The 22,517-nt window shown below is 63.5% G+C and carries 22 protein-coding genes; 6 read left to right on the top strand and 16 right to left on the bottom strand.

Annotation, left to right across the window (positions count from 1 at the left end):
- Positions 1 to 5: 5 nt before the first annotated feature.
- Entirely contained in the window at positions 6 to 398 is a 393-nt protein-coding gene (locus ACJRW5_RS02720; RefSeq protein ID WP_484568988.1) for a hypothetical protein, read from the bottom strand.
- A gap of 114 nt (positions 399 to 512) precedes the next feature.
- Here ACJRW5_RS02720 and ACJRW5_RS02725 point away from each other — a divergent pair, with 114 nt between their 5' ends.
- Positions 513 to 710, top strand: coding sequence for a heavy-metal-associated domain-containing protein (locus tag ACJRW5_RS02725; protein WP_484568989.1), 198 nt, complete (start codon positions 513 to 515; stop codon positions 708 to 710).
- Between the two features lie 2 nt (positions 711 to 712).
- Here ACJRW5_RS02725 and ACJRW5_RS02730 read toward each other — a convergent pair whose 3' ends face one another.
- A complete protein-coding gene (locus ACJRW5_RS02730; RefSeq protein WP_484568990.1) occupies positions 713 to 1,333 on the bottom strand; it encodes a TetR family transcriptional regulator in 621 nt (206 codons plus the stop codon).
- 174 nt (positions 1,334 to 1,507) lie between these two features.
- On the opposite strand from ACJRW5_RS02730, the gene ACJRW5_RS02735 reads away from it, so the two are divergent.
- Complete coding sequence (locus tag ACJRW5_RS02735; RefSeq protein ID WP_484568991.1) at positions 1,508 to 2,677, top strand: multidrug effflux MFS transporter; 1,170 nt, start codon at positions 1,508 to 1,510, stop codon at positions 2,675 to 2,677.
- A gap of 12 nt (positions 2,678 to 2,689) precedes the next feature.
- Here the strand turns inward: ACJRW5_RS02735 and ypfJ are convergent, their stop codons facing one another.
- The 5 genes from ypfJ to ada form a co-directional block, all read right to left on the bottom strand.
- Positions 2,690 to 3,550, bottom strand: coding sequence for a KPN_02809 family neutral zinc metallopeptidase (ypfJ, locus tag ACJRW5_RS02740; RefSeq protein WP_484568992.1), 861 nt, complete (start codon positions 3,548 to 3,550; stop codon positions 2,690 to 2,692).
- Positions 3,551 to 3,603: 53 nt separating this feature from the next.
- Positions 3,604 to 4,038, bottom strand: a complete 435-nt coding sequence (locus tag ACJRW5_RS02745; protein WP_484568993.1) for a DUF411 domain-containing protein — start codon at positions 4,036 to 4,038, stop codon at positions 3,604 to 3,606.
- A gap of 117 nt (positions 4,039 to 4,155) precedes the next feature.
- Positions 4,156 to 5,244 carry a tRNA (uridine(54)-C5)-methyltransferase TrmA gene (trmA, locus tag ACJRW5_RS02750; protein ID WP_484568994.1) on the bottom strand — a complete coding sequence of 363 codons (1,089 nt, stop codon included), beginning with the start codon at positions 5,242 to 5,244 and terminating at the stop codon, positions 4,156 to 4,158.
- Between the two features lie 152 nt (positions 5,245 to 5,396).
- Positions 5,397 to 6,689, bottom strand: a complete 1,293-nt coding sequence (locus ACJRW5_RS02755; protein ID WP_484568995.1) for an NCS2 family permease — start codon at positions 6,687 to 6,689, stop codon at positions 5,397 to 5,399.
- Between the two features lie 346 nt (positions 6,690 to 7,035).
- On the bottom strand, positions 7,036 to 8,064 hold the full coding sequence (gene ada, locus ACJRW5_RS02760) for a bifunctional DNA-binding transcriptional regulator/O6-methylguanine-DNA methyltransferase Ada (protein ID WP_484568996.1): 1,029 nt from the start codon (positions 8,062 to 8,064) through the stop codon (positions 7,036 to 7,038).
- 172 nt (positions 8,065 to 8,236) lie between these two features.
- Between ada and ACJRW5_RS02765 the strand changes: the two genes are divergently transcribed.
- Positions 8,237 to 9,409, top strand: coding sequence for an HD domain-containing phosphohydrolase (locus ACJRW5_RS02765; protein WP_484568997.1), 1,173 nt, complete (start codon positions 8,237 to 8,239; stop codon positions 9,407 to 9,409).
- A 12-nt stretch (positions 9,410 to 9,421) separates the two neighbouring features.
- Here the strand turns inward: ACJRW5_RS02765 and ACJRW5_RS02770 are convergent, their stop codons facing one another.
- The 7 genes from ACJRW5_RS02770 to ACJRW5_RS02800 all read right to left on the bottom strand — a co-directional run bounded on the left by ACJRW5_RS02770 (position 9,422) and on the right by ACJRW5_RS02800 (position 17,841).
- Positions 9,422 to 10,393, bottom strand: a complete 972-nt coding sequence (locus tag ACJRW5_RS02770) for a peptide ABC transporter ATP-binding protein (protein ID WP_484568998.1) — start codon at positions 10,391 to 10,393, stop codon at positions 9,422 to 9,424.
- Positions 10,393 to 11,355: an ABC transporter ATP-binding protein gene (locus tag ACJRW5_RS02775; RefSeq protein ID WP_484568999.1), complete on the bottom strand. Its 963-nt coding sequence runs from the start codon at positions 11,353 to 11,355 to the stop codon at positions 10,393 to 10,395. The genes ACJRW5_RS02770 and ACJRW5_RS02775 overlap by 1 nt, the downstream gene beginning before the upstream one ends.
- A 138-nt stretch (positions 11,356 to 11,493) precedes the next feature.
- Positions 11,494 to 12,396 (bottom strand): ABC transporter permease subunit, encoded by a 903-nt coding sequence (locus ACJRW5_RS02780; RefSeq protein WP_484569000.1) that lies wholly within the window; start codon positions 12,394 to 12,396, stop codon positions 11,494 to 11,496.
- A gap of 117 nt (positions 12,397 to 12,513) precedes the next feature.
- Positions 12,514 to 13,524: an ABC transporter permease subunit gene (locus ACJRW5_RS02785; protein WP_484569001.1), complete on the bottom strand. Its 1,011-nt coding sequence runs from the start codon at positions 13,522 to 13,524 to the stop codon at positions 12,514 to 12,516.
- A gap of 143 nt (positions 13,525 to 13,667) precedes the next feature.
- A complete protein-coding gene (locus ACJRW5_RS02790) occupies positions 13,668 to 15,266 on the bottom strand; it encodes an ABC transporter substrate-binding protein (protein ID WP_484569002.1) in 1,599 nt (532 codons plus the stop codon).
- Between the two features lie 41 nt (positions 15,267 to 15,307).
- Complete coding sequence (locus ACJRW5_RS02795) at positions 15,308 to 16,906, bottom strand: ABC transporter substrate-binding protein (protein ID WP_484569143.1); 1,599 nt, start codon at positions 16,904 to 16,906, stop codon at positions 15,308 to 15,310.
- Positions 16,907 to 17,127: 221 nt separating this feature from the next.
- Positions 17,128 to 17,841 carry an SIMPL domain-containing protein gene (locus ACJRW5_RS02800; RefSeq protein WP_484569003.1) on the bottom strand — a complete coding sequence of 238 codons (714 nt, stop codon included), beginning with the start codon at positions 17,839 to 17,841 and terminating at the stop codon, positions 17,128 to 17,130.
- 194 nt (positions 17,842 to 18,035) lie between these two features.
- Here ACJRW5_RS02800 and ACJRW5_RS02805 point away from each other — a divergent pair, with 194 nt between their 5' ends.
- The 3 genes from ACJRW5_RS02805 to ACJRW5_RS02815 all read left to right on the top strand — a co-directional run bounded on the left by ACJRW5_RS02805 (position 18,036) and on the right by ACJRW5_RS02815 (position 20,962).
- Positions 18,036 to 19,289, top strand: a complete 1,254-nt coding sequence (locus ACJRW5_RS02805; RefSeq protein ID WP_484569004.1) for an ATP-binding protein — start codon at positions 18,036 to 18,038, stop codon at positions 19,287 to 19,289.
- Positions 19,290 to 19,304: 15 nt separating this feature from the next.
- A complete protein-coding gene (locus tag ACJRW5_RS02810; protein WP_484569005.1) occupies positions 19,305 to 19,865 on the top strand; it encodes a response regulator transcription factor in 561 nt (186 codons plus the stop codon).
- A 155-nt stretch (positions 19,866 to 20,020) separates the two neighbouring features.
- Complete coding sequence (locus ACJRW5_RS02815; RefSeq protein WP_484569006.1) at positions 20,021 to 20,962, top strand: AEC family transporter; 942 nt, start codon at positions 20,021 to 20,023, stop codon at positions 20,960 to 20,962.
- Positions 20,963 to 21,009: 47 nt separating this feature from the next.
- On the opposite strand, the gene ACJRW5_RS02820 is transcribed toward ACJRW5_RS02815, so the two are convergent.
- Positions 21,010 to 21,390, bottom strand: a complete 381-nt coding sequence (locus tag ACJRW5_RS02820; RefSeq protein WP_484569007.1) for a carboxymuconolactone decarboxylase family protein — start codon at positions 21,388 to 21,390, stop codon at positions 21,010 to 21,012.
- A gap of 2 nt (positions 21,391 to 21,392) precedes the next feature.
- Complete coding sequence (locus ACJRW5_RS02825) at positions 21,393 to 22,487, bottom strand: calcium/sodium antiporter (protein ID WP_484569008.1); 1,095 nt, start codon at positions 22,485 to 22,487, stop codon at positions 21,393 to 21,395.
- Between the last annotated feature and the right edge of the window lie 30 nt (positions 22,488 to 22,517).

Here is a 22,517-nt window from a genome sequence, read left to right on the forward strand (position 1 = left end):
AGCCTTCAGTTCAATGCGGGCGCGGCATGCAGTCGCAGGCCGTCGTTGCCCATGGCGATGCGGTAGCGGCGCACCTCGCCGGCGTAAAGTTCCAGCGACTCCGCACTCAGTTGGGTGATGCCATCCTGGCAGGGGCCGGTGCCTGTCAGGCCCAGCCGCAGCGAGACTTTGCCCGGCGGCAGGTTGAAGGACACCGACTGGCCCTGGTGCAGGCGCGCCGCCATCTGGTCGTGCAGGTACAGCGCCACTTCGCAGGTGGTGGCAACCTCCAGGCGTTCGCGTGAAACGATCAGCACGGCATAACCTTCTCCCTGGGCGCTCGATGGCAGCGGTGCGAGTGGCTCGGCAAGAGCCGAAGGCCCTAGCAGCAGGCTGAGTAGCAGAGTGGGCAGGCGCATGGCGAGAGTCCTTTTCTCCGTATCGGTCTGGATGACATGCAGCAAGAGCTTGACCTTGCCACTGTGGCAAGGTCGAGACTACACCCATCGCTCATTGGATCAAGGAGTCAGCAGATGCAGCAGTTCAAGGTTAGTGGAATGTCCTGCGGTCATTGCGTCAAGGCCATCACACATGCCATTCAGGCGCTGGAGCAGGGGGCGTGGGTGGATGTCGACCTCGCCGCAGGCTTGGTCCGGGTAGAAGCAGGCCTGACGGCTGAGCAGGTCGCGGCTGCGATCCGCGATGAGGGGTATGAGGTTATCGCGCAGTAGCGTTACGGCCAGCGCAGCAGCAGGCCGCGGAAACAGCTGTCGATCATCGCCGGTGTGTCGGTTTGGGCATCGAACAGGTTCGGGTCGCGCAACCAGTCGCTGAACAGACCGACCAGCATGGCGTGCAGCGCGCGTGATGCCAGGCGCGGCGTGATGCCAGGCTGCAGCAGAGGTTGAACGCTGGGCAGGGCGAATTGTTGCTCGCAAAGGGCGATGAACTGATTGACGAAGGCCTCGTGGCGCTCCTCGGCTTCGCGCAGGTCTTCGGTGAACTCGCAGCGGCGCAGCAGTACGGTGAGGATGCGCCGGCGCTGTTCATCCAGCACCAGATTGGCCATGGCCTCGATGCACAGGTCACGCAGCAACTGCAGGGACGAGAGGCCATCTACCTCGGCCAGTTGCTGGGCCAGCGGCTCCAGCGGCAGACGTACTTGGTTGAGCATCTCGTGGAACAGGTGCGCCTTGTTCTGGAAGTGCCAGTAGACCGCGCCGCGCGTTACACCGGCCTGCTTGGCGATCTGGTCCAGGCTGGTATGTGCGACCCCGCGCTCGAGGAACAGATGTTCGGCGGCGGCGAGGATGGCGCAACGGGTTTTCTCCGCATCTTCTTTGGTTCTACGCATGGTGGTCCGGCTGATTGGTGCTGAGCTGATGCTGCCCAGTTTAACGGCTTTGCCTGGATTGCTGGTGATGCACGATGATCGTCGCATCGGCAACCTTGGATGGCAGGTACAGGGCTTTCGTCATCCATATGCGCGATGAGATGATTAGCCGGCTAACAAAAGCCCGGATTTTTCATGAACCTGAGAACCCTCCTGATTCTCGGTGCCTTGAGTGCCTTTGGCCCTCTGGCTATCGATTTCTACCTGCCAAGCTTCCCCACGCTGGCGCAGCAGTTCGCTACCGATGTCGAACATATTCAGTTGTCGCTGGCGGCTTACTTCATCGGCATCGCCATTGGCCAGCTGTTTTACGGGCCATTGTGCGACCGCTATGGGCGCCGCATGCCTCTGTTGGTCGGCGTCACGCTGTTCGCCCTGGCCTCGCTGGGCTGTGCCCTGGCGCCGACGCTGGAGTGGCTGGTTGGCGCACGGTTCGTCCAGGCACTGGGTGGTTGTGCCGGCATGGTCATCACCCGTGCGGTGGTGCGCGACCTCTGCGATCCAATGGCGTCGGCCAAGGTTTTCTCGCAGCTGGTGCTGGTCATGGGGCTGGCGCCCATACTCGCACCATTGGGCGGTGGCTTGCTGCTCGATACCCTGGGCTGGCCGTGGATTTTCCACAGCTTGGCGATTTTCGCGGGGCTATGCCTGTTTGCCGTACTGCTGTGGCTACCGGAGACGCGGCCGCAGAATCTGCAGCCGGCGCCATTGAGTGGTGCCTTTACGCAATATCGGGCGCTGCTGAGCAATGCGCCTTTCATGGGTTACAGCCTGGCTGGCGGTGTGGCGATGGCCGGAATGTTCGCCTATATCGCCGGTTCACCTTTCGTTTTCATCGAACTTTACGGTGTACCGGCCGAGCATTACGGCTGGCTGTTCGGCAGTAATGCGGCCGGGTTCGTGATCGTGGCGCAGATCAATGCGCGTCTGGTGCGCGCCGGTGGCCCGGCGCTGTGGTTGCGCCGCGTGGTGCAGGTGTATCTGATCAGTGCCCTGTGCCTGCTGGTGCTGGCATGGTGGCGACCGGAAAACCTCTGGCCACTGATGATCCCGCTGTTCATCTGTGTCGCCAGCCTCGGTTGCGTGCTGCCCAACGCCACGGCTTGTGCCATGGCCGGGCAGGGGCGTCATGCCGGCAGCGCATCAGGTCTGCTGGGTAGCATGCAGTTCACCGTGGCGGCCAGTGCCTCGGCGCTGGTGGGTTTCCTGCATGATGGTTCGGCTGTGCCGATGGCGCTGGTGATCGCGCTATGCGCAGGTGCAGCCAGTGCATTTGCCTGGTGGAGCCGGCGCTTCGTGATTTGAGGGTGGCAGCGGCTAGAGGCGCGCCGCCTTGAAGGTGTCACAGCGCCCCGGCAGGCCGGTTTCGAAGCCGGTGCTGAACCAGCGTACGCGTTGCTGTGAGGTGCCGTGGGTAAAGGCGTCGGGCACCACCTGACCGCGCGCCTGCTTCTGCAGGCGATCATCGCCGATGGCGCTGGCCGCGTTCAGGGCCTCTTCCAGGTCGCCGGCCTCCAGCCAGTCATGCCGGCGTTGCGCGTGATGCGCCCAGACGCCTGCCAGGCAGTCTGCCTGCAGCTCCTGGCGTACCAGCAGGCCACCGTCGCCTTCGACCCGCTCACCGCGCTGGCGCGCCGCATTGACCTTCGCCGACACGCCGAGCAAGGTCTGTACGTGATGGCCGACCTCGTGGGCAATCACGTAAGCCTGAGCAAAATCCCCCGCAGCGGAGAAGCGTTGTTCCATCTCACGGAAGAACGCCATATCCAGATACACGCGCTTGTCGCCGGGACAATAGAAGGGGCCAACCGCCGAACTGGCGAAGCCGCAGGCCGAGTTGACGCCGCCGGAGAACAGCACCAGTTGCGGGTCGCGATACTGCTGGCCGGCCTGCTGGAACAGCTCGCGCCAGGTGTCCTCGGTGTCGCCAAGGATGGCGCGAACGAATTCGCTCTGTTCATCGCCGGCCGGGGGCGTGTCTTGTTGCTGGGTGACCTGCGGCTGGGTGGCCTGGCCGGCAATCTGGCCGAGAATCTGCAGCGGGTCCTGTCCCATCAGCAGGCCGACGATGACGATTACCGCTACTCCGGCCAGGCTCAGGCCGCCACCCACGCGCCGGCCGGAACGGCCGCGTGCGTCCACTACATTGTCACTGCGTCTGCCCTTCTGCCAACGCATGGCGGCACTCCCTGATGACTGATCGCTGCAGTGTAGCTGCGTTGGCGCCTGATTCAGTTGGCGGGGTAGTCGCTCAGCAACTGGTCTTTGCGTTCGCGGTCCAGGCCGATGACCTGATAGGCGTCGACCCGGTCGCCGTATTCCATGCCGGGTGAGCCCATGGGCATACCGGGTACGGCTGCGCCGATCAGGTCAGGCCGCTCACGCAGCTTGAGAATGTCAGCAGCCGGAACATGACCTTCGATAAACTTGCCGTCAATCACGCCGGTGTGGCATGAAGCCAGGCGCGGCGGCACACCGAGGCGCTGCTTGACCGCACTCATGTCCTGCTCGACATGGTCGTTGACGGTAAAACCATTGTCCTGCAAGTGGCTGATCCAGGCCTTGCAGCAACCACAGTTGGCATCACGGTGGACGTCGATGGTCAGTGGTTCGCTGGCTTGGGCCAGACCCGTGAGGAGACAGAGGGCGAGCAGTGAACGGCGCATGGCAGGGTTCCCAGGAAATCGAGCGCTCAGCATAGCGCTGGCGTGGCTGGCGCCCAAGTCATTGCGACCATGGGTCGCGACAGGAGGCGCCTATTCGGGCTACGGAGGCGTACCGGCTCAGCGACGCTCCAGCAGTACACCCGCTTCCATGTGGTGGGTGTAGGGGAACTGGTCGAACAGGGCGCAGCGGCTGACCTTGTGCGTGTCGTGCAACTGGGCGATGTTGGCCGCCAGGGTCTCCGGGTTGCAGGAGATGTACAGGATACGTTCGAAGCGGCGAGTCAGTTCGCAGGTGTCCGGGTCCATGCCGGCGCGCGGCGGGTCGACGAAGACGCTACCGAAGTCATAGCTTTTCAGGTCGACACCAGCCAGGCGACGGAACGGTCGTACCTCGTTCAGCGCCTGGGTCAGTTCCTCGGCGGACAGGCGTACCAGTTCGACGTTGTCGACGGCGTTGTCGGCCAGGTTGGCCAGTGCGGCGTTCACCGAAGTCTTGCTGATCTCGGTGGCCAGCGCCTTGCGTACGCGGGTGGCCAGCGGCAGGGTGAAGTTGCCGTTACCGCAGTACAGCTCCAGCAGGTCGTCGTTGCGCTCGCCGAGCACGTCATAGGCCCAGCCAAGCATTTTCTCGCAGACCTTGCCATTGGGCTGGGTGAAGGCGCCTTCCGGCTGGCGGTAGCGGAACACGCGGCCGGCCACGCTCAGTTCTTCCTCGACGTAATCGCGGCCGATCACCAGGCGCTGACCGCGCGAGCGGCCAACCAGGCTGACGTTGAGCGCAGCCGCCAGTTTTTCCGCCTCGGCTTGCCAGGCCTCGTCCAGCGGGCGGTGGTAGGCCAGGGTGATCAGCGCATCGCCGGCCAGGGTGGTGAGAAATTCCACCTGGAACAGCTTGAACGACAGCGCTTCGCTGGCCTGCCAGGCGGCGCGCAGCTTAGGCATCAGTTCGTTGATGCGCAGGCTGGCGATGGGGAAGTTGTCGAGCAGGATCGGTGTGTGTTTGTCGCCGGGTGCGAACATGGCGTAATGGCGCTGGCCATCTTCACGCCACAGGCGGAACTCGGCACGCATACGGTAATGCTCGCGCGGCGAGTCGAACACCTGCGGCTCGGACGCGGCGAAGGGGGCCAACAGTTCGACCAGGCGGGCCTTCTTCTCGGCGAGTTGGGCGTCGTAGGTGGCAGGGTCGAATGCGGGGCGGCTCATCGGTCACTCATGCGGGCAGAAAAACGGGGCGCCATTGTAGCGATTCCGCTGCTGGCGTGCCGTTGTCGTCGATCATTGGTGGCGTGGGAGGCGGAGCGTCCTGGGAGGCATTCCCACGCGGAGCGTGGGAATGATCGCATCACGCGTGCTGATCAGGCGAAGTAGGCCAGTTTGATGATGAACAGGGCCGAGAGCACCCACATCGCCGCGTTCAGCTCGCGGGCACGGCCGGCCAGCAGTTTGATGACGGTCCAGGCGATGAAGCCGAAGGCGATGCCGTTGGCGATGGAGAAGGTCAGCGGCATGGCCAGGGCGGCAATCACCACCGGCGCGGCGACGGTCAGGTCGTCCCAGTCGATCTGCGCCAGGCTGCTCATCATCAGCACGGCGACGAACAGCAGCGCCGGCGCGGTGGCGTAGGCCGGCACGGAGCCAGCAAGCGGGGCGAAGAACAGGCTGAGCAGGAACAGCGCGGCGACCACGCAGGCGGTCAGGCCGGTGCGCCCGCCGGCGCTGATACCAGCTGCGGATTCGATGTAGCTGGTGGTAGTGCTGGTGCCTAGCGCGGCGCCGGCCATGGTCGCGGTGCTGTCGGCCAGCAGGGCGCGGCCCAGGCGCGGCATCTTGCCGTCCTTGTCCAGCAGGTCGGCTTTCTGCGCCACGCCGACCAGGGTGCCGGAGGTGTCGAACAGGTCAACGAAGAGGAAGGCGAAGATCACGCTGATCAGGCCGATATCCAGGGCGCCGGCGATATCCAGTTGTAGCAGGGTCGGCATCAGCGACGGCGGCATCGAGACCACGCCGGGCAGCTCGGACAGGCCGAGGAGAATCGACAGCGCGGTGACCATCAGGATGCCGATCATCACGGCGCCGGTGATCTTGCGGTAGGCCAGTGCGGCGATAACGAAGAAGCCGAGGCAGGCCAGCAACGCGCCGCCGCTGCTCATGTCGCCGAGACCGACCAGGGTAGCCGGATGATCGACCACGATGCCGGCGTTCTTCAGCGCGATGATCGCCAGGAACAGACCGATACCCGCGGCGATGCCGGCGCGCAGGGCCAGCGGGATGCTGTTGATGATCCACTCGCGGATCTTGAAGATCGACAGCAGGAAGAAGATCGCACCGGAGAGGAACACGGCGCCCAGGGCGGTCTGCCAGCTGTAGCCCATGGTCATCACCACGGTGTAGGTGAAGAAGGCGTTGAGGCCCATGCCCGGCGCCAGGGCGATCGGGTAGTTGGCCGCAAGCCCCATCACCAGCGAGCCGATGGCCGCGGCTAGGCAGGTGGCGACGAACACTGCGCCATGGTCCATGCCGGTCTCGGCCAGCATGTTGGGGTTGACGAAGAGGATGTAGGCCATGGTCAGGAAGGTGGTGATGCCCGCCAGCACCTCGGTACGCACCGTGGTGTTGTGGGCTTTGAGTTGAAACAGTCTTTCCAGCATGGTTGGGGTCCCCAAGGCGCAAGTGCACCGAAATTGGTCTGCTCAAAGCAAAGCACATCCGTCCGAACTGACCGGAAAAATGCCCGATTGTGCAAAAGCCGCGCATCATACCAGCAAGGTTTTGCCGGGTGAATTTAAGGGCTTAGGGCCATTTCGTGACCCAGCAGACACCGCGGAACCTGGATATAAGCCGGACTGCAGTGCCTATCCTGATGCCGATGAGATAAGGCTCTCAAGGCGGCTTTTCGTAGGAGCCCTGCCTCGGGGCGAAGCTGTTCCAGTTCGCGTCTTACAGATTCGCAGCGGGGCGCCGCTCCTACAGGTTCGGTGCGTTGGGGCGATTAGGCTATGGCTCCTGGCTTTCCCGCTCCAGCAACTGTTGCTTGCGCTGCAACCCCCAGCGATAGCCACCGAGGCTGCCGTCGCTGGCAACCACGCGATGACAGGGCAGCAGCAGGCCGATGGCGTTGCTGGCGCAGGCACGTGCCACCGCGCGCGGGTGGCTGTGCACGTCTCCGGCCAGCTCGGCGTAGCTGCGCGTCTCGCCGCTGGGAATGCTTTGCAGCGCCTGCCAGACACGCTGCTGGAAGGCCGTGCCGCGAATATCCAGCGGTAGGTGGGCGGCCCGTTCCGGTTCCTGTAGCTGCCCCAGCACCTGCTGCAGCCAGTCGTGCAAGCCGTCTCTATCCTCCTCCAGCCGAGCGGCGGCGAAGCGGTGTTGCAGTTCTTCGAGCAGCGCTGCCGGTTCGTCGCCGAACAGCAGGGCGCAGAGGCCCTTGTCGCTGGTCGCCAGCAGTACCAGGCCAAGCGGGCAGGCTGCGATGCTGTAGCGCAATTGTTCACCGGCCCCGCGCAGGCGGCGCTGGCCCGGGCTCATGCCTTGTGGCTTGGCGTAAAGTGCGCGGGTGCCGGAGTAACCCGCGGCCAGTGCGGCATCTAGCACGCTGTCCGATTGCGCGAGCTGGGTATCCAGACGTCGACGTCGCTCGGCGTCCGCCCAGGCGTGTGGGGTCATGCCGGTACGCGCCTTGAATGCACGGGCCAGGTGCGAGGGTGACAAGCCGATCTGCGCCGCCAGCTGGGGCAGTGTCAGCCGTTGTTCACCGCGCAGTAGCTGGCAGGCTGCCGCGACCAGTGTGTCGAGATGCTGCGCCGGGCTCTGGCCCTGCGGCGAGCAGCGTTTGCAGGGACGAAAACCTGCAGCTTCGGCAGCGCTCGCATCGCTATGGAAGCTGACGTTGTCTTTTCGCGGCCGTCTGGCCGGGCAACTGGGCCGGCAATAGATGCCGGTACTGCGTACGGCGAACACGAAGTGTCCGTCGACACTTGCATCGCGCTCGCAGATTGCCTGCCAGCAACGTTCCGGGGTGAGCATGATCGGTGCCCTTTTGGTGGCCTACGTGATGCCGATTGTCGGCGGCAAGCGCTGCGCTGCCAATGCGGATTGCACTTTCAAACCGATGCGCAGGTCAGTTGCAGGAGGACGCGAGCGCAAATGCGCTTCTGCGCCTTTAATGATCGGTAGGCAGGTGCCAGCGGAGGTCGCCATGCGTGGGATGCTCGATAGGCCGGAACAGGAACTGATTCTGATAGTGGACGATGCGCAGGACGTACGCGAGCGGCTCGCTGCGTTGCTGGTCGATCGCTATCAGGTGAGGCTGGTTGGCAGTGAGGAGGCGCTGAGTGCCGCTTGCGAGCAGCCGCAACCGGATCTGGTCCTGCTGGGTTGGCAAGATGATTACGCGCTCTGTCGCCAGTTCAAGCGCGAGCCGCAGACCCGCCACATACCCTTGATTCTGGTGACGGCCAAGCGCGATGCCATCGATGAGCAGATGGGTTTCGATCTTGGCGCCGCCGACTACATCACCAAACCGGTCAGCCCGCCTATCGTTCTGGCGCGGGTCAAGGCGCAGCTGCAGCTCAAGGCTGCCACCGATTACCTGCGCGACAAGAGCGAGTATCTCGAACTCGAGGTCAAGCGGCGCACGCGCGACATCCAGAAGCTGCAGGATGTGACCATCGAGGCCATGGCGCGTGTTGCGGTGATGCGCGACAACCCGCGAAGCCGCCGTCTGGAGCGTATCGAGCGCTACATGATTTGCCTGGCTGCTGCGGTCTCACGGCAGCAGCCAGCCTTGTCGGACGAGTTGAACGAAGAGCGAATCGCCCAGTTGGGCAAGTCGGCCATGCTTCACGTCATCGACCGCATGACCCTGCCAGACCGCATACTGCTCAGCCACAGCGAGCCGGAGGAGGGCGATCTGCGTTTGCTCAGGGAGGGCGTGCTGGCCGGGCGCGATGCATTGCTGCGCGCCGAGCGCAGGCTGGGTAGCAGCACCGGCTTTCTCTCCGATGCCAAGGACATCGTCTACGGGCAGCACGAGCGCTGGGATGGCAAGGGCTACCCGCAGGGGTTGCATGGCGAGCAGATTCCCCTTTCCGCCCGCCTGATGGCGTTGATCGGTTACTTCGAGGAGCTGACCTGCCAGCATCCGTACCTGCCCCGGGTGAGCCAGGAGCAGGCCGTGGCGCAGGTCAGCGAGGCCAGTGGCACGCGTTTCGACCCTATGGTGGTCCTGGCCTTCGTCGAGGCGACACCAGCGTTTCTGCGCATCGCCGAGTCGCTGGCCGACGATGCGTTGGCGGTGGAGGTCGAACTGCAGCGTCTGGAAGACTCACTGGCAGAAAGCATCGAGCTGACCCTGCCACCAGCGGCCTGAGGCACATCGTCCTCAGTCGGCGATACGCTCGACATGATGGCAGGCGACCTGCCGCGCATCGATCAGACGCAGCTCGGGGCGTTCGCTCCGGCAGCGCTCATCGGCGTGCGGGCAGCGCTGGTGAAAGGCGCAGCCGGATGGCGGGGCGAGCGGGTTGGGCAACTCGCCGCTGATCTTCACCCGGAGTTTGTCAGGATCGGGATGAATGGCCGGCGTCGCCGACAGCAGCGCACGCGTGTACGGATGCAGCGGGCGCTCATAGAGCGCTGCGGCCGGGCCCATCTCCACTGGGCGACCGAGGTACATCACCAGCACGTCGTCGGCCACATGGCGCACCACGGCGAGGTTGTGTGAGATGAACACGTAGCCGGTTGCGAACTGCTCCTGCAGATCCATGAACAGATTGAGCACCTGGGCCTGGATCGACACATCCAGCGCCGAGGTCGGTTCGTCCGCCACCAGCACCTTGGGTTGCAGCATCATGGCGCGGGCCAGGGCGATGCGTTGACGCTGACCGCCGGAGAACATGTGCGGGAAGCGCTGGTAATGCTCGGGGCGCAGGCCCACCTGCTGCATCATCGCCTGCACCCGCTCGCGGCGTTCGCTGCGATCCAGGCGGGTATTGATCAGCAGCGGCTCGGCCAGTTGATCGCCGATCTTCTGCCTCGGGTTGAGCGAGGCGTAGGGATTCTGGAACACCATCTGCACGTCGCGGCGCAGTTGCTTGCGCTCGTCGCTGCTGGCTCCGCTTACGGCGCGGCCGGCGATCTGCAGGGTACCCGAGCTGGGCTCCTCGATCAGGGTCAGGGCGCGGGCCAGGGTGGACTTGCCACAGCCGGACTCCCCCACCACCGCCAGGGTCTTGCCGGCCTGCAGTTCGAACGATACGCCGTTGAGCGCCTGAACGGTCGCGGCCGGCTTGAATAGGCCGCGCGAGACGCTGTAGTGACGGGTCAGCTCATGGGCTTGCAGTACGGTGCTCATCAGGCCACCTCCAGGGGAAAGAAGCAGCGCGCGGCGCCATGGGCGTGCGCGTCCAGCGTCGGACGTTGCTGGCGGCAACGCTCCTGCACGTAAGGGCAGCGTGGGGACAGCAGGCAGCCCTGCGGGCGGTCGTAGCGACCGGGCACGATGCCTGGCAGCGTGGCCAGGCGGTTGGCGCCTGCGCTGTGCTCCGGAATCGCTTTGAGCAACGCTTCGGTGTAGGGATGGCTGGGGGCATCGAACAGGGTCGGGATGCGCCCCAGCTCTACTGCCTGACCGGCATACATCACGCAGACACGCTGAGCGGTTTCGGCGACCACCGCCAGGTCGTGGGTGATCAGTACCAGGGCCATGCCCTGGTCGCGCTGCAGGTCGAGCAACAGCTCCATGATCTGCGCCTGGATGGTCACGTCCAGCGCTGTAGTCGGTTCGTCGGCGATCAGTAGCTTGGGTTCGGCGGCGATGGCCATGGCGATTGCCACGCGTTGACTCATGCCACCGGAAAGCTGGTGCGGGTAGGCATCCAGACGGCTGGCTGCACCAGGTATCTCGACCCGTTCGAGCAGTTGCAGAGCGCGCGCACGGGCGGCCTTGCCCTTGAGCCCGAGGTGCTGGCGCAGCACTTCTTCGATCTGGAAACCCACGGTATAGCTGGGGTTGAGGGCCGTCATCGGGTCCTGAAAGACCATGGCCAGGTCCTTGCCGACGATGCTTCTGCGCTGGCGTCCCTTCAGGCGCAGCATGTCGGTGCCATCGAACTGCATGCAATCGGCGTGGACGATGCCAGGCGCGTCGATCAGGCCCATCAGCGCCATCATGGTTACCGATTTGCCTGAACCGGACTCGCCGACGATGGCCAGCACTTCACCCTTGTCCACAGACAGGTCGAGACCATCGACTACCGGCACGGCATCGCCCGCGCCGAAGCGTACGGAAAGGTTGTGGATGTCCAACAGGCTCATCGCGAGTGCTCCAGTTTGCGATGGTGCGCATGGCGCATCCTGCGATGGGCGTTCCCGGATTGCATCCGGGCTACGTGGCTACGGGGCGAGGTAGGGTGCGCCGTGAGCACCGAAATTGCGTTGTGCATGCGGGCCTCCTCAGATCGCATTCTTCAGTTTCGGGTCGAGCGCATCGCGCAGGCCGTCGCCCATCAGGTTGATCGCCAGCACGCTGAGCAGAATGGCCAGGCCGGGCAGGGTGACCACCCACCAGGCGCGCTCGATGTAGTCGCGCGCCGAGGCCAGCATGGTGCCCCACTCGGGCGTGGGCGGTTGCACGCCAAGGCCGAGAAAGCCCAGCGCGGCGGCGTCGAGAATCGCCGAGGAAAAGCTCAGGGTGGCCTGCACGATCAGCGGCGCCATGCAGTTGGGCAGCACGGTGACGAACATCAGTCGTGGCAGGCTGGCGCCGGCCAGTTGCGCGGCGGTGACATAGTCGCGGTTCAGTTCGCCCATTACCGCTGCGCGGGTCAGGCGTACATAAGACGGCAGCGAGACGATGGCGATGGCGAAGATGGTGTTGATCAGCCCGGGGCCGAGGATGGCGACGATGGCCACCGCCAGCAGCAGTGACGGCAGCGCCAGCATGATATCCATCAGACGCATGATGCCGGGGCCGAGCAGGCGCGGGAAAAAACCAGCGGCCAGGCCCAGGAGAATACCGGGAATCAGCGACAGTACCACCGACGCCAGGCCGATTAGCAGCGACAGGCGGGCGCCATGAATCAGGCGCGAGAGCAGGTCGCGTCCCAGTTCGTCGGTGCCGAGGAGGAACTGCCATTGACCGCCCTCCAGCCACAGCGGTGGGGTGAGCAGAAAGTCGCGGTACTGCTCGCTGGGGTCGTGCGGGGCGATCCAGGGGGCGAACAGGGCGCAGAACACCACCAGCAGCATGAACGCCAGGCCACCGAGCGCGCCTTTGTTGTGGCAGAAGGCCTGCCAGAATTCCTTCAGCGGTGACGGGTAAAGCAGGCTCTGATCGAGTGTGGTGGAGGTCGTCATGGGCGCACCTCACGCAGGGTGGAAGACGCTTCACCGGTCCACCGCAGGCGTTTCATGGAGGATGAAAAGAGCGTCATCCATCCTGGGCAAACACTGTGTTCATACATGGCGCCTTCCTTACTTCTGATGGCGAATACGTGGGTTGGCCAGGCCATACAGGACATCCACGGTGAAGTTGACCAGGATCACCAGGCAGGCGATCAGCAGGATGCCATTCTGCACCACCGGGTAGTCGCGGGCGCCGATGGCCTCGATCAGCCACTTGCCGATGCCCGGCCAGGAAAAGATGGTTTCGGTGAGCACCGCGCCGGCCAGCAGGCTGCCGATCTGCAGGCCGAACACGGTCAGCACGGGAATCAGCGCATTGCGCAGGCCGTGGACGAACACCACGCGTGTCGGCGAAAGGCCTTTGGCCCTGGCGGTGCGGATGTAGTCTTCGCGCAGCACTTCGAGCATGGCCGAGCGCGTCATGCGTGCAATCACCGCCAGCGGTATGGTGCCGAGCACGATGGCGGGCAGGATCAGGTGATGCAGGGCATCGAGAAAGGCGCCGTCCTCATCGGCCAGCAGGCTGTCGATCAGCATGAATCCGGTGACCGGAGGAATGTCGTAGAGCAGGTCGATACGCCCGGAAACCGGCGTCCAGCCCAGGCCGACGGAGAAGAACATGATCAGCAGCAGGCCCCACCAGAAAATCGGCATGGAGTAGCCGGTCAGGGAGATGCCCATCACGCCATGGTCGAACAGCGAGCCGCGTTTCAACGCGGCAACCACGCCAGCGATCACACCCAGCGTGCCGGCGAACAGCAGGGCCGCCAGCGCCAGTTCGACAGTAGCCGGGAACAGGGTGAGAAACTCGCGCCACACGCTCTCTCGCGAGCGCAATGACTCGCCCAGATTGCCCTGGGCAAGCTGGCCGATATAGTCGAAGTATTGGGCGTAGAGCGGTTTGTTCAGGCCCAGGCGTTCCATGGCCTGGGCGTGCATTTCCGGATCGACCCGGCGTTCGCCCATCATCACTTCAACCGGATCGCCGGGAATCAGGCGGATCAGGGCGAAGGTCAGCAGGGTGACGCCGAAAAAAGTGGGGATCAGCAGCCCCAGGCGTCTGGCGATGAATGACAACATCAGGCGGTTCTACTCCATAACGGGATGCGGCTGTCGGACTGCGTGGCCCGGCGTTGTTTTAGGCATTGTGGCGCGCGGATGCAATCCGGGGCGGTCTGCTGGACGGGTGCAAGCCCCTCCCACAAAAAACGGACGTCTAGGGCTCACGGCACCTTCACCCTGGCGAAATTGTTCGAGCCCAGCGGGCTGAGCACGAAACCTTCGACGCCCTTGCGTAGCGCGACGAACTGTTTCGGGTGGGCCAGGGGAATCCATGGCGCCTGCTCATGGAAGATCGCCAGCGCCTGACGATACAGCGCGGCGCGCTTTTCCTGCTCAGACTCTCGGCGGGCCTGACGAATCAAATCATCGAACTGCTCGTTGCACCAGCCGGCCTGGTTCTCGCCACTCTCGGCGGCTGCGCAGGACAGATTGGGGGTGAGGAAATTGTCCGGGTCACCGTTGTCGCCAGCCCAGCCCATGAATACCAGATCGTGCTCGCCGTTCTTCGCGCGTTTGATCAGCTCGCCCCATTCGAATACGCGGATGTCGCTGGCGATACCCAGCCTGGCCAGGTCGGCCTGCAGCATCTGTGCACCGATACCGGGGTTGGGGTTGGTCGGGCCACCGCCCGGACGCGTCCAGATCGACAGCTTGAAGCCGCTCTTGCGCCCGGTTTCACCGAGCAGTTGGCGTGCGCGCTCGACGTCATGCGGCCAGTCCTGTAACTGCGCATCATGTCCCCACAACGTATTCGGATAGGGTGCCACCGCTGGTGTGGCGTTGCCCTCGCCATATTGCGCACGGATGTAGGCAGCCTTGTCGAATGCCAGGTTCAACGCCTGACGCACGCGTACATCGTCCAGCGGAGGGTGACGGGTGTTGATGCCGATATAGGCGGTGAGCAGCGAATCGAGCTCCAGCACCTGCAGCTTGGCGTCGGCCTTCAGCGCGGGGATGTCCACCGGCCGGGGATAGAGCGCGATCTGGCAGTCGCCGGCCTTGAGGCGCTGCTGGCGGACATTGGGTTCGGGTGTGATGGCCAGCACCAGGCGCTCGATGCTCGGTGCACCGCCCCAGTAGTCGGGGTTGCCGCTAAAACGCACCTGAGCGTCCTTGGCATAGCGTTCGAAGATAAAGGGGCCGGTGCCGATGGGCGCCTGATTCAGGCGTTCGGCGGTGTTCGTGGCGAGCAGTTGGTCGGCGTACTCGGCCGAATAGATGGAGGCGAACCCCATGGCCAGATTGGCCAGGAACGGCGACTCCGGATGCTTGAGGACGAAGCGCACACGGTGCTCATCGAGCTTTTCCATGCGTTCGATCAGGTCTGCCAGGCCCATGGCCTCGGCATAAGGGAAGCCGCGCAATGACAATTTGTGCCAGGGATGCGCTGGGTCGAGCTGGCGCTGGAAGCTCCACAGCACGTCATCGGCGTTGAGCTCGCGAGTCGGCGTGAACGCCCGGTTGGCGTGAAACTTCACCCCCTGACGCAGGGTGAAGGTGTAGCTCAGACCGTCGTCGCTGATCTGCCAACTCTGCGCCAGGGCAGGAACGATCTCGGTGCTGCCAGGGGCGAAAGCCACCAGGCGCTCGAACAGGGTTTCTGCCGTGGCATCGGCCGTGGTCGCTGCGGTGTACTGGACGATATCGAAACCTTCCGGGCTGGCTTCGGTGCATACCACCAGGCTATCTGCCGCCTGGACGTGCGTACCTAACAGAGCGGCCAACAACAGGCCGCCACGGAGCATGGGCGCGGATAACATGAACACTCCTTGAAACGGCGCCCTCGCGGGCGCCGTGTGCATCACTTGTCGATGCTTACACCATAGAAGGAGTTGAGGGCGAACGGGCTGATGCGAAAGTCGTGGACTTCCTTGCGCATCGGTTGGTACACGGTGGAGTGTGCCAGCGGCGTGATCGGCACTTCGCGCTTGAGGATCACCTGCGCCTGTTTGTACAGCTCGGTACGCTCGGCCACGTCGGTGGTGCGTTTGGCGGCCTTGACCAGCTTGTCATAGTCCTCGAAGCACCACTTGGAGAAGTTGTTGCCGTCGACCGCGTCGCAACCATAGAGCGTGCCCAGCCAGTTGTCCGGGTCACCGTTGTCGCCGCTCCAGCCAATCAGCATGGCGTCATGTTCACCGGCCTTGGCCCGCTTGAGATACTCGCCCCACTCGTAGCTGACGATGCGTGCCTTGATGCCGATCTTGGCCCAGTCGGCCTGCAGCATTTCGGCGATCTGCTTGGCGTTGGGGTTGTACGGGCGCTGCACGGGCATGGCCCAGAGGGTGATCTCGGTGCCTTCCTTGACGCCGGCGGCCTTGAGCAGCTCCTTGGCTTTCTCCGGGTCGAAGGCCGGATCCTTGATGTCCTCGTTGTACGACCATTGGGTGGGTGGCATGCCATTGACGGCCAGTTGTCCGGCCTTCTGATACACCGCATCGAGAATGGCCTGCTTGTTCACCGCCATGTCCAGAGCCTGGCGCACTTCCAGCTTGTCGAATGGCGGGTGGGTGACGTTGTAGGCGATATAGCCGACGTTGAAACCGGCCTGTTCTGGCATCTGCAGGTTGCTGTCCTGCTGCAGCGACTCGATGTCTGCCGGGCGCGGGAACAGGGTGACATGGCACTCCCCGGCCTTGAGTTTCTGCATGCGCACCGAGGCGTCGGTGTTGATGGCGAAGATCAGGTTGTCGATCTTCACGTCATCGGGTTTCCAGTAGTCCTTGTTGCCCTTGTAACGGATCACCGCATCCTTCTGGTAACGGCTGAACACGAAGGGGCCGGTGCCGATGGGCTTCTGGTTGATATCGGCGGCCTTGCCGGCCTTGAGCAACTTATCAGCGTATTCGGCGGACTGGATCGAGGCGAAGCTCATTGCCAGGTTCTGCACGAACGCTGCGTCCACCTGATTGAGGGTGAAACGCACGGTCAGGTCATCGAGCTTCTCCAGCTTGGCGATGTTGCTGTCCATGCCCATGTCGGTGAAGTAGGGGAACTCGGTGGGGTACGCCTTGCGGAAGGGGTGGTCCTTGTCGAGCATGCGTTCGAAGGTGAACAGCACGTCATCGGCGTTGAATTCGCGGCTGGGCTTGAAGTAGTCGGTGGTGTGGAACTTCACCCCCGGGCGTAGTTTGAAGGTGTAGGTCAGGCCGTCATCGGAGACCGTCCAGCTTTCGGCCAGACCAGGGGTGACCTTGGTGCCGCCCCGCTCGAACTGGGTCAGACGGTTGAAGATGGTCTCCGCTGCTGCGTCGAAATCGGTACCGGTGGTGTACAGGCCCGGGTCGAATCCGGCGGGGCTGCCTTCGGAGCAGAACACCAGGTTGGCGGCACTGGCGAGGGGGGCGCTGGCGATCAGCCCAGCGGTAAGCAAAGCCTGGATAACGGCGTTCTTGCGCATCATGACCTCATCGTTGTTTTGCTTGTTTTTGAGGAGTCCCTTGTGGGGGCCTCCTGGCAAACTATGCAGGCCTTGTGCCTGAGGCAAGAGCTATGGCGGGCGGAAAATGGTTAGCGCTACAGCGGTGTAACTTGCTGTCGCATTTATGAAATTTTGCGGGGAAAAGATGGCGAAACGCCGTTATCTGGCGATAACGGCGCTGCATTGTCGCGGGGCTTGGGTCAGGGCATCTGCACTTCGATGACGCCATCGGCACTGACCGTGACCTGGCTGGTGCCAGCTTCGATTTGCGGCGTGGCTGCCGCGTCCATCATCGACATGCTCTTGGCCTCGAAGCCACGCATGGCCACTGGCGGCTGGAACCCACCGGTGTTCAGGCTCAGGCTGACCAGCTTGTAGCCTTTGCCGCCGAGCGCTTCGGTAGCCAATTGGGCACGGGCCTTGAAGGCGTTTACTGCGTCCTTGAGCATGGCATCTTCGCGAGTCTTGCGGGTGTCGGTGGCAATGCTGAAGTCCATGCCACCCATTTTCATCGATTGCAGCAGTTCGCCGGTCAGGGACGACAGGCGGGCGAAGTCGGCGCTTTCCATGCGCACTTCGGCGCGTTCGCGCCAAGCCGTGATTTTCTGGCCCTTGTCGTCGTAGACCGGGTAGCTGTGACGGCTGCCCAGTTTCACTGAAACGCCACGTACCTGGCGTACCTGCTCCAGGGTCTTGTTCAGGGTGTTGGTGATTTCAGCCGCCAGTTTGGCCGGGTCGGCATTTTGCGACTCGGTGTACAGGGTGACGTGCATCAGGTCATGGGCAACCTCCTGATTCACCTCCGCGCGCAGAGCAATCTGGTTATAGCGTGCTTCGTCAGCCAGCAGGCCGGTGCTGGCCAGGCTGGCGATGGTCAGAGCGATGACAGAGGCGATACGGGGCATGCTGAGCATTATGGCGTTCCTTTTTCGATGGCCTTTATGGCCGTTTCCCGAGGGTAGACGAAGGCAAATGACTGTTCGGGTTAAATCCGGTGCATATTTTTCCGATGTGGGTGAGGGCGGGGAAAAGGTCTGCGTCCGGTTGCCGCAGCGGCGGAAGGCCGCGCCAGGCTTGGTTATACTCGCGTCCATTGACTGGAGTCGCCATGCTCGAACCTGTGCAGTTACTGTCCGCCAGTCGCCAGAATCTCTGGCGCCTGACCCTCATTCGTATTCTCGTGCTCGCCGCTCAGGCCGGTTCCGTGGGCCTCGCCTACAAGTCGGGAATACTACCGCTGCCCTGGTTGCAGTTATCGGTCACGCTCGGCATTTCCCTGCTGCTGTGTCTGGGAACGGCTCTGCGCCTGCGTGGCCCCTGGCCGGTGACCGAGGTCGAGTACGCGGTACAGCTTGGTTGTGATCTGATCATCCACAGCGTGCTGCTGTATTACTCGGGCGGTTCGACCAATCCCTTCGTCTCCTATTACCTGGTGCCGCTGACCATTGCTGCCGCCACTCTGCCGTGGCTGTTCACCATCGTGCTGTCCGGGCTGGCGTTGGCCGGCTACACCCTGCTGCTGGTGTGGACGCACCCGCTGGAGCTGCCGGCGGCGCGCGAGAGCCTGCTGGTCTATGGCATGTGGCTGAGTTTTGCCCTGGCTGCGGCGCTTATTACCTTTTTCGTCGCCAAGATGGCCGAGGAACTGCGTCGTCAGGACGAATTGCGCGCCGAACGTCGCGAAGAAGGGCTGCGTGATCAGCAACTGCTGGCGGTGGCCACCCAGGCCGCCGGCGCCGCCCATGAACTGGGCACGCCGTTGGCCACCATGAGTGTGCTGCTCAAGGAGCTGCGGCAGGAACACCGCGACAAACCGGCTCTGCAGGACGATCTGGCGCTGCTGCAGGAGCAGGTGAAACTCTGCAAGTACACCCTGCAGCAACTGGTGCGCGCCGCCGAGAACGACCGACGCCAGGCTGTGGTGGAGCAGTCCAGCGTCGAATGGCTGGAGACCACTCTCAATCGCTGGCATCTGATGCGCCCTGAGGCCAGCTATCGCTATCAATGCCTGGGCCGTGGCACGCCGCCGCGACTCATGCCGCCGGCCGACCTTACCCAGGCGCTGCTCAACCTGCTGAACAATGCTGCCGATGCCTGCCCGGACAAGCTCGACATTCGTCTGGACTGGGATCACCAATGGCTGCGTCTGAGCATTCGCGACCATGGTGCCGGTGTACCGTTGGCCATCGCCGAACAGCTGGGACGGCCGTTCTTCACCACCAAGGGCAAGGGTTTCGGTCTCGGTCTGTTTCTCAGTCAGGCCAGCGTGACCCGTGCTGGTGGTACGGTTAAGTTGTATAACCATGAAGAGGGCGGCACCCTTACCGAATTGAAGTTGCCGCGCGCCTATGGCGTGGCCTGACTAGGAAAACCCAGCATGAGCGAAGAAACCCTGTTCGAAGGTGAAGAGCATCCCCATCTGCTGCTGGTCGACGATGACCCGACGTTCACCCGAGTCATGGCGCGCGCCATGAGCCGCCGTGGTCTGCGTGTGTCCACTGCCTCCAGCGCCGAAGAGGGCCTGGCGCTGGCCAAGGAAGACCTGCCTGACTACGCGGTGGTCGATCTGAAAATGGAAGGCGACTCCGGTCTGGTGCTGCTGCCCAAGCTGCTGGAACTCGATGCCGAGATGCGCGTGGTGATTCTCACCGGATACTCGAGCATCGCCACCGCCGTGGAGGCGATCAAGCGCGGCGCTGCCAACTACCTGTGCAAGCCGGCCGACGCCGATGATGTGCTGACCGCATTGCTCTCCGAGCATGCCGACCTGGACAGTCTGGTGCCGGAAAACCCGATGTCGGTGGACCGCCTGCAGTGGGAACACATCCAGCGCGTACTGGCCGAGCACGAGGGCAACATCTCCGCGACCGCGCGGGCGTTGGGCATGCACCGCCGTACTCTGCAGCGCAAGCTGCAGAAGCGTCCGGTACGCCGCTGAGCTCTGTCTAGCCCGGCTGCAACCCGGGACAGCTGGTGCGGAGTGTCCCGGATTGCCTCCGGGCTACGGGGGCGTCCGAAACACAGGCGATTGCCCGTAGCCGTTGGATGCTTAGCCAGCTAACATAGGTCGTCAGACAACCTTGCTGGTGGTCCATGCTCGCCGTCGCTGCACAAACCCTCGCCATTACTGCGCCCGTATTCGCCATGCTGTTCCTCGGTGTGGTGCTCAAGCGCGTGCGCTGGATCGACGGCGGCTTTATCGATACCGCTTCGAGTCTGGTGTTTCGCGGCACCATGCCGACCTTGCTATTTCTTGGCGTGGTCAAGGCCGACCTCAATGCTGCCATGCAGCCGGAACTGCTCACCTACTACGTGATCGCCACAGTGGGCGCGTTCTTCCTGGCCTGGGGCTGGGCTGTCTGGCGTGTGCCCTTCGTCGATCGCGGCGTCTACACCCAGGGCGCCTTCCGCGGTAACAACGGTATCGTCGGGTTGGCACTGGCCACCAGCATGTATGGCGACTACGGCCTGTCGCTCGGCTCCGTGCTCGCTGCGCTGGTGATCCTCTGTTACAACGCGCTGTCTGCGATGGTTCTGGCCATTTACAGCCCTGGCGCGAAGACCGGGCCCAAGGCCATTGCGCGCAGTATCGTCACCAATCCGATGATCATCGGCGTGCTGCTGGCGGTGCCCTTCGCCTACTGGAAAATACCGCTGCCGCAGTGGTTGCTGACCTCGGCAGAGTACTTCGCGCAGATGACTCTGCCGCTGGCACTGATCTGCATTGGCGGCACTCTGAGCCTGGCTTCCTTGCAGCGCAGCAGCGGCACTGCAATAGGCTCGGGGTTGATGAAAATGGTCTGGTTGCCCTTGCTGAGCACGCTGGGCGCATGGCTTTGCGGTTTCCGCGGAGCGGATCTGGCGATCCTCTTTCTGTACTTCGCCAGCCCGACGGCGGCGGCCAGTTTCGTCATGGCCCGCGCGGTTGGCGCCAATCATGAGCTGGCAGCGGCCATCATCGTCATCACCACACTGGCGGCGGTCGTTACCACCAATGTCGGTCTGCTGCTGTTGCAATGGGGCGGCTGGATCTGAGGACGAATCAGGCGCGCCGACCGTGAGGGCGGCAGGCGCGGGGCATTTCAGCTGTTGCGCTGATATTCGTCGATCACTTCCTGGGCGGCGCGAAAGGCTTCCATGCACGCCGGTGCTCCGGCATATACCGCACAATGCAGCAGGGTTTCGCGAATTTCTTCAACGGTACAACCGTTGTTCAGCGCGCCGCGCACGTGCCCCTTTAGTTCGTGCGGGCACTTGAGGGCGGTAAGTGCCGCTAGGGTGATCAGGCTGCGGGTCGCACGCGGCAAACCGCTGCGTGTCCAAACACCGCCCCAGGCATGCTCGTTGATGAACGCCTGCATGGGCTGGCTGAACTCGGGAGCATCGCTCAGGGCCTGGTCGACGATCGCTTCGCCCATGACTTCGCGGCGTACCTGCAGGCCACGCTCGTGGTGTTCGCTCATGTTCAGATCTCCTGGCCGCGTTGCTTGTGCCAGGCACGTGCACCGATGATTGCCAGCGTGATGGCGGTCAGCGGCAGGGCGTAGCCGATCATCGCATCACCAAAACTATCGGCTATGGGGCGGCCGGTGGCGAACAACACCAGATACAGGGTGTAGGCCACGTAATAGGCAACGAACAGCAGACCTTCCCAACGATTGATGCGGTAGCCGCTGAAGAAGATCGGCAGGCAGGCGATGGCCACAGCGATCATGACCGGGAAGTCGAAGGCCAGCGCATTGGCGGCCACCGGAATGGCGTTTGGCGAGACCAGCGAGGCCAGGCCCAGTACGCACAGCAGGTTGAAGATGTTGCTGCCAACGATGTTGCCCACGGCGATGTCGCGCTCGCCCTTGAAGGCGGCGATGATCGAGGTGGCCAGCTCCGGCAGCGAGGTGCCGATGGCGATCACGGTCAGGCCGATTACCAGTTCCGACAGACCGAGGGCGCGCGCCAGTTGCACGGCGCCTTCGACCAGCAGGTTGGAGCCGCCGACCAGCAGCACCAGACCGGCGATCAGCAAGCCGAGGTTCACCGCCCAGGCGTAAGGTTTGGCTGGCTCGTCGAGGCCGAACTCCTTGGCGAACTCGTCGTCATCGCTACCTTTGTCCTTGCGGCTGCTGTAGATCAGGAACGCGGTATAGGTCAGTACGCCGGCGAACAGCAGGGCGCCGTCCAGGCGGCTCAGTTCGCCATCCCAACCCAGGCCGTAGACCACCAGGCTGGCGCCGATCATGATCGGCACGTCGAGGCGGATCAGCTGGCGCGAGACGATCAGCGGTGCCACCAATGCGGTGACGCCGAGTATCAGCAGGACGTTGGCGATGTTGCTGCCGATCACGTTGCCGATGGCCAGGTCGCCGCTACCGTTGAACGCCGATTGCACGCTGACTGCAGTTTCCGGGGCGCTGGTGCCAAAGGCCACCACGGTCAGGCCGATCACCAGCGGTGGAATGCCAAACTGTGCGGCCAGTTTGGCGGCGCCGCGTACCAGCACTTCTGCGCCGGCGACCAGCAACACCAGGCCGGCGATCAGGTAGACAAAGGTCATCAGGGTCATTGCAGTAAAGCTCCGGAAAAAGTGCGGCTA

Source organism: Pseudomonas pichavaramensis (genome assembly GCF_050473265.1).
GTDB lineage: Bacteria > Pseudomonadota > Gammaproteobacteria > Pseudomonadales > Pseudomonadaceae > Aquipseudomonas.

What these genes read in the sequence shown, in the direction of transcription:
- ACJRW5_RS02765 (WP_484568997.1), top strand. Translation starts at nt 8,237, where the DNA reads ATGCGTGGGATGCTCGATAGGCCGGAACAGGAACTGATTCTGATAGTG.
- ACJRW5_RS02820 (WP_484569007.1), bottom strand. Translation starts at nt 21,390, where the DNA reads ATGAGCGAACACCACGAGCGTGGCCTGCAGGTACGCCGCGAAGTCATG.
- ACJRW5_RS02770 (WP_484568998.1), bottom strand. Translation starts at nt 10,393, where the DNA reads ATGAGCACCGTACTGCAAGCCCATGAGCTGACCCGTCACTACAGCGTC.
- ACJRW5_RS02825 (WP_484569008.1), bottom strand. Translation starts at nt 22,487, where the DNA reads ATGACCCTGATGACCTTTGTCTACCTGATCGCCGGCCTGGTGTTGCTG.
- ACJRW5_RS02815 (WP_484569006.1), top strand. Translation starts at nt 20,021, where the DNA reads ATGCTCGCCGTCGCTGCACAAACCCTCGCCATTACTGCGCCCGTATTC.
- ACJRW5_RS02805 (WP_484569004.1), top strand. Translation starts at nt 18,036, where the DNA reads ATGCTCGAACCTGTGCAGTTACTGTCCGCCAGTCGCCAGAATCTCTGG.
- ACJRW5_RS02735 (WP_484568991.1), top strand. Translation starts at nt 1,508, where the DNA reads ATGAACCTGAGAACCCTCCTGATTCTCGGTGCCTTGAGTGCCTTTGGC.
- ACJRW5_RS02775 (WP_484568999.1), bottom strand. Translation starts at nt 11,355, where the DNA reads ATGAGCCTGTTGGACATCCACAACCTTTCCGTACGCTTCGGCGCGGGC.
- ACJRW5_RS02790 (WP_484569002.1), bottom strand. Translation starts at nt 15,266, where the DNA reads ATGTTATCCGCGCCCATGCTCCGTGGCGGCCTGTTGTTGGCCGCTCTG.
- ACJRW5_RS02780 (WP_484569000.1), bottom strand. Translation starts at nt 12,396, where the DNA reads ATGACGACCTCCACCACACTCGATCAGAGCCTGCTTTACCCGTCACCG.
- ACJRW5_RS02800 (WP_484569003.1), bottom strand. Translation starts at nt 17,841, where the DNA reads ATGCTCAGCATGCCCCGTATCGCCTCTGTCATCGCTCTGACCATCGCC.
- trmA (WP_484568994.1), bottom strand. Translation starts at nt 5,244, where the DNA reads ATGAGCCGCCCCGCATTCGACCCTGCCACCTACGACGCCCAACTCGCC.
- ACJRW5_RS02745 (WP_484568993.1), bottom strand. Translation starts at nt 4,038, where the DNA reads ATGCGCCGTTCACTGCTCGCCCTCTGTCTCCTCACGGGTCTGGCCCAA.
- ypfJ (WP_484568992.1), bottom strand. Translation starts at nt 3,550, where the DNA reads ATGCGTTGGCAGAAGGGCAGACGCAGTGACAATGTAGTGGACGCACGC.
- ACJRW5_RS02795 (WP_484569143.1), bottom strand. Translation starts at nt 16,906, where the DNA reads ATGCGCAAGAACGCCGTTATCCAGGCTTTGCTTACCGCTGGGCTGATC.
- ACJRW5_RS02810 (WP_484569005.1), top strand. Translation starts at nt 19,305, where the DNA reads ATGAGCGAAGAAACCCTGTTCGAAGGTGAAGAGCATCCCCATCTGCTG.
- ACJRW5_RS02720 (WP_484568988.1), bottom strand. Translation starts at nt 398, where the DNA reads ATGCGCCTGCCCACTCTGCTACTCAGCCTGCTGCTAGGGCCTTCGGCT.
- ACJRW5_RS02785 (WP_484569001.1), bottom strand. Translation starts at nt 13,524, where the DNA reads ATGTTGTCATTCATCGCCAGACGCCTGGGGCTGCTGATCCCCACTTTT.
- ACJRW5_RS02725 (WP_484568989.1), top strand. Translation starts at nt 513, where the DNA reads ATGCAGCAGTTCAAGGTTAGTGGAATGTCCTGCGGTCATTGCGTCAAG.
- ada (WP_484568996.1), bottom strand. Translation starts at nt 8,064, where the DNA reads ATGCTCACCCCGGAACGTTGCTGGCAGGCAATCTGCGAGCGCGATGCA.
- ACJRW5_RS02730 (WP_484568990.1), bottom strand. Translation starts at nt 1,333, where the DNA reads ATGCGTAGAACCAAAGAAGATGCGGAGAAAACCCGTTGCGCCATCCTC.
- ACJRW5_RS02755 (WP_484568995.1), bottom strand. Translation starts at nt 6,689, where the DNA reads ATGCTGGAAAGACTGTTTCAACTCAAAGCCCACAACACCACGGTGCGT.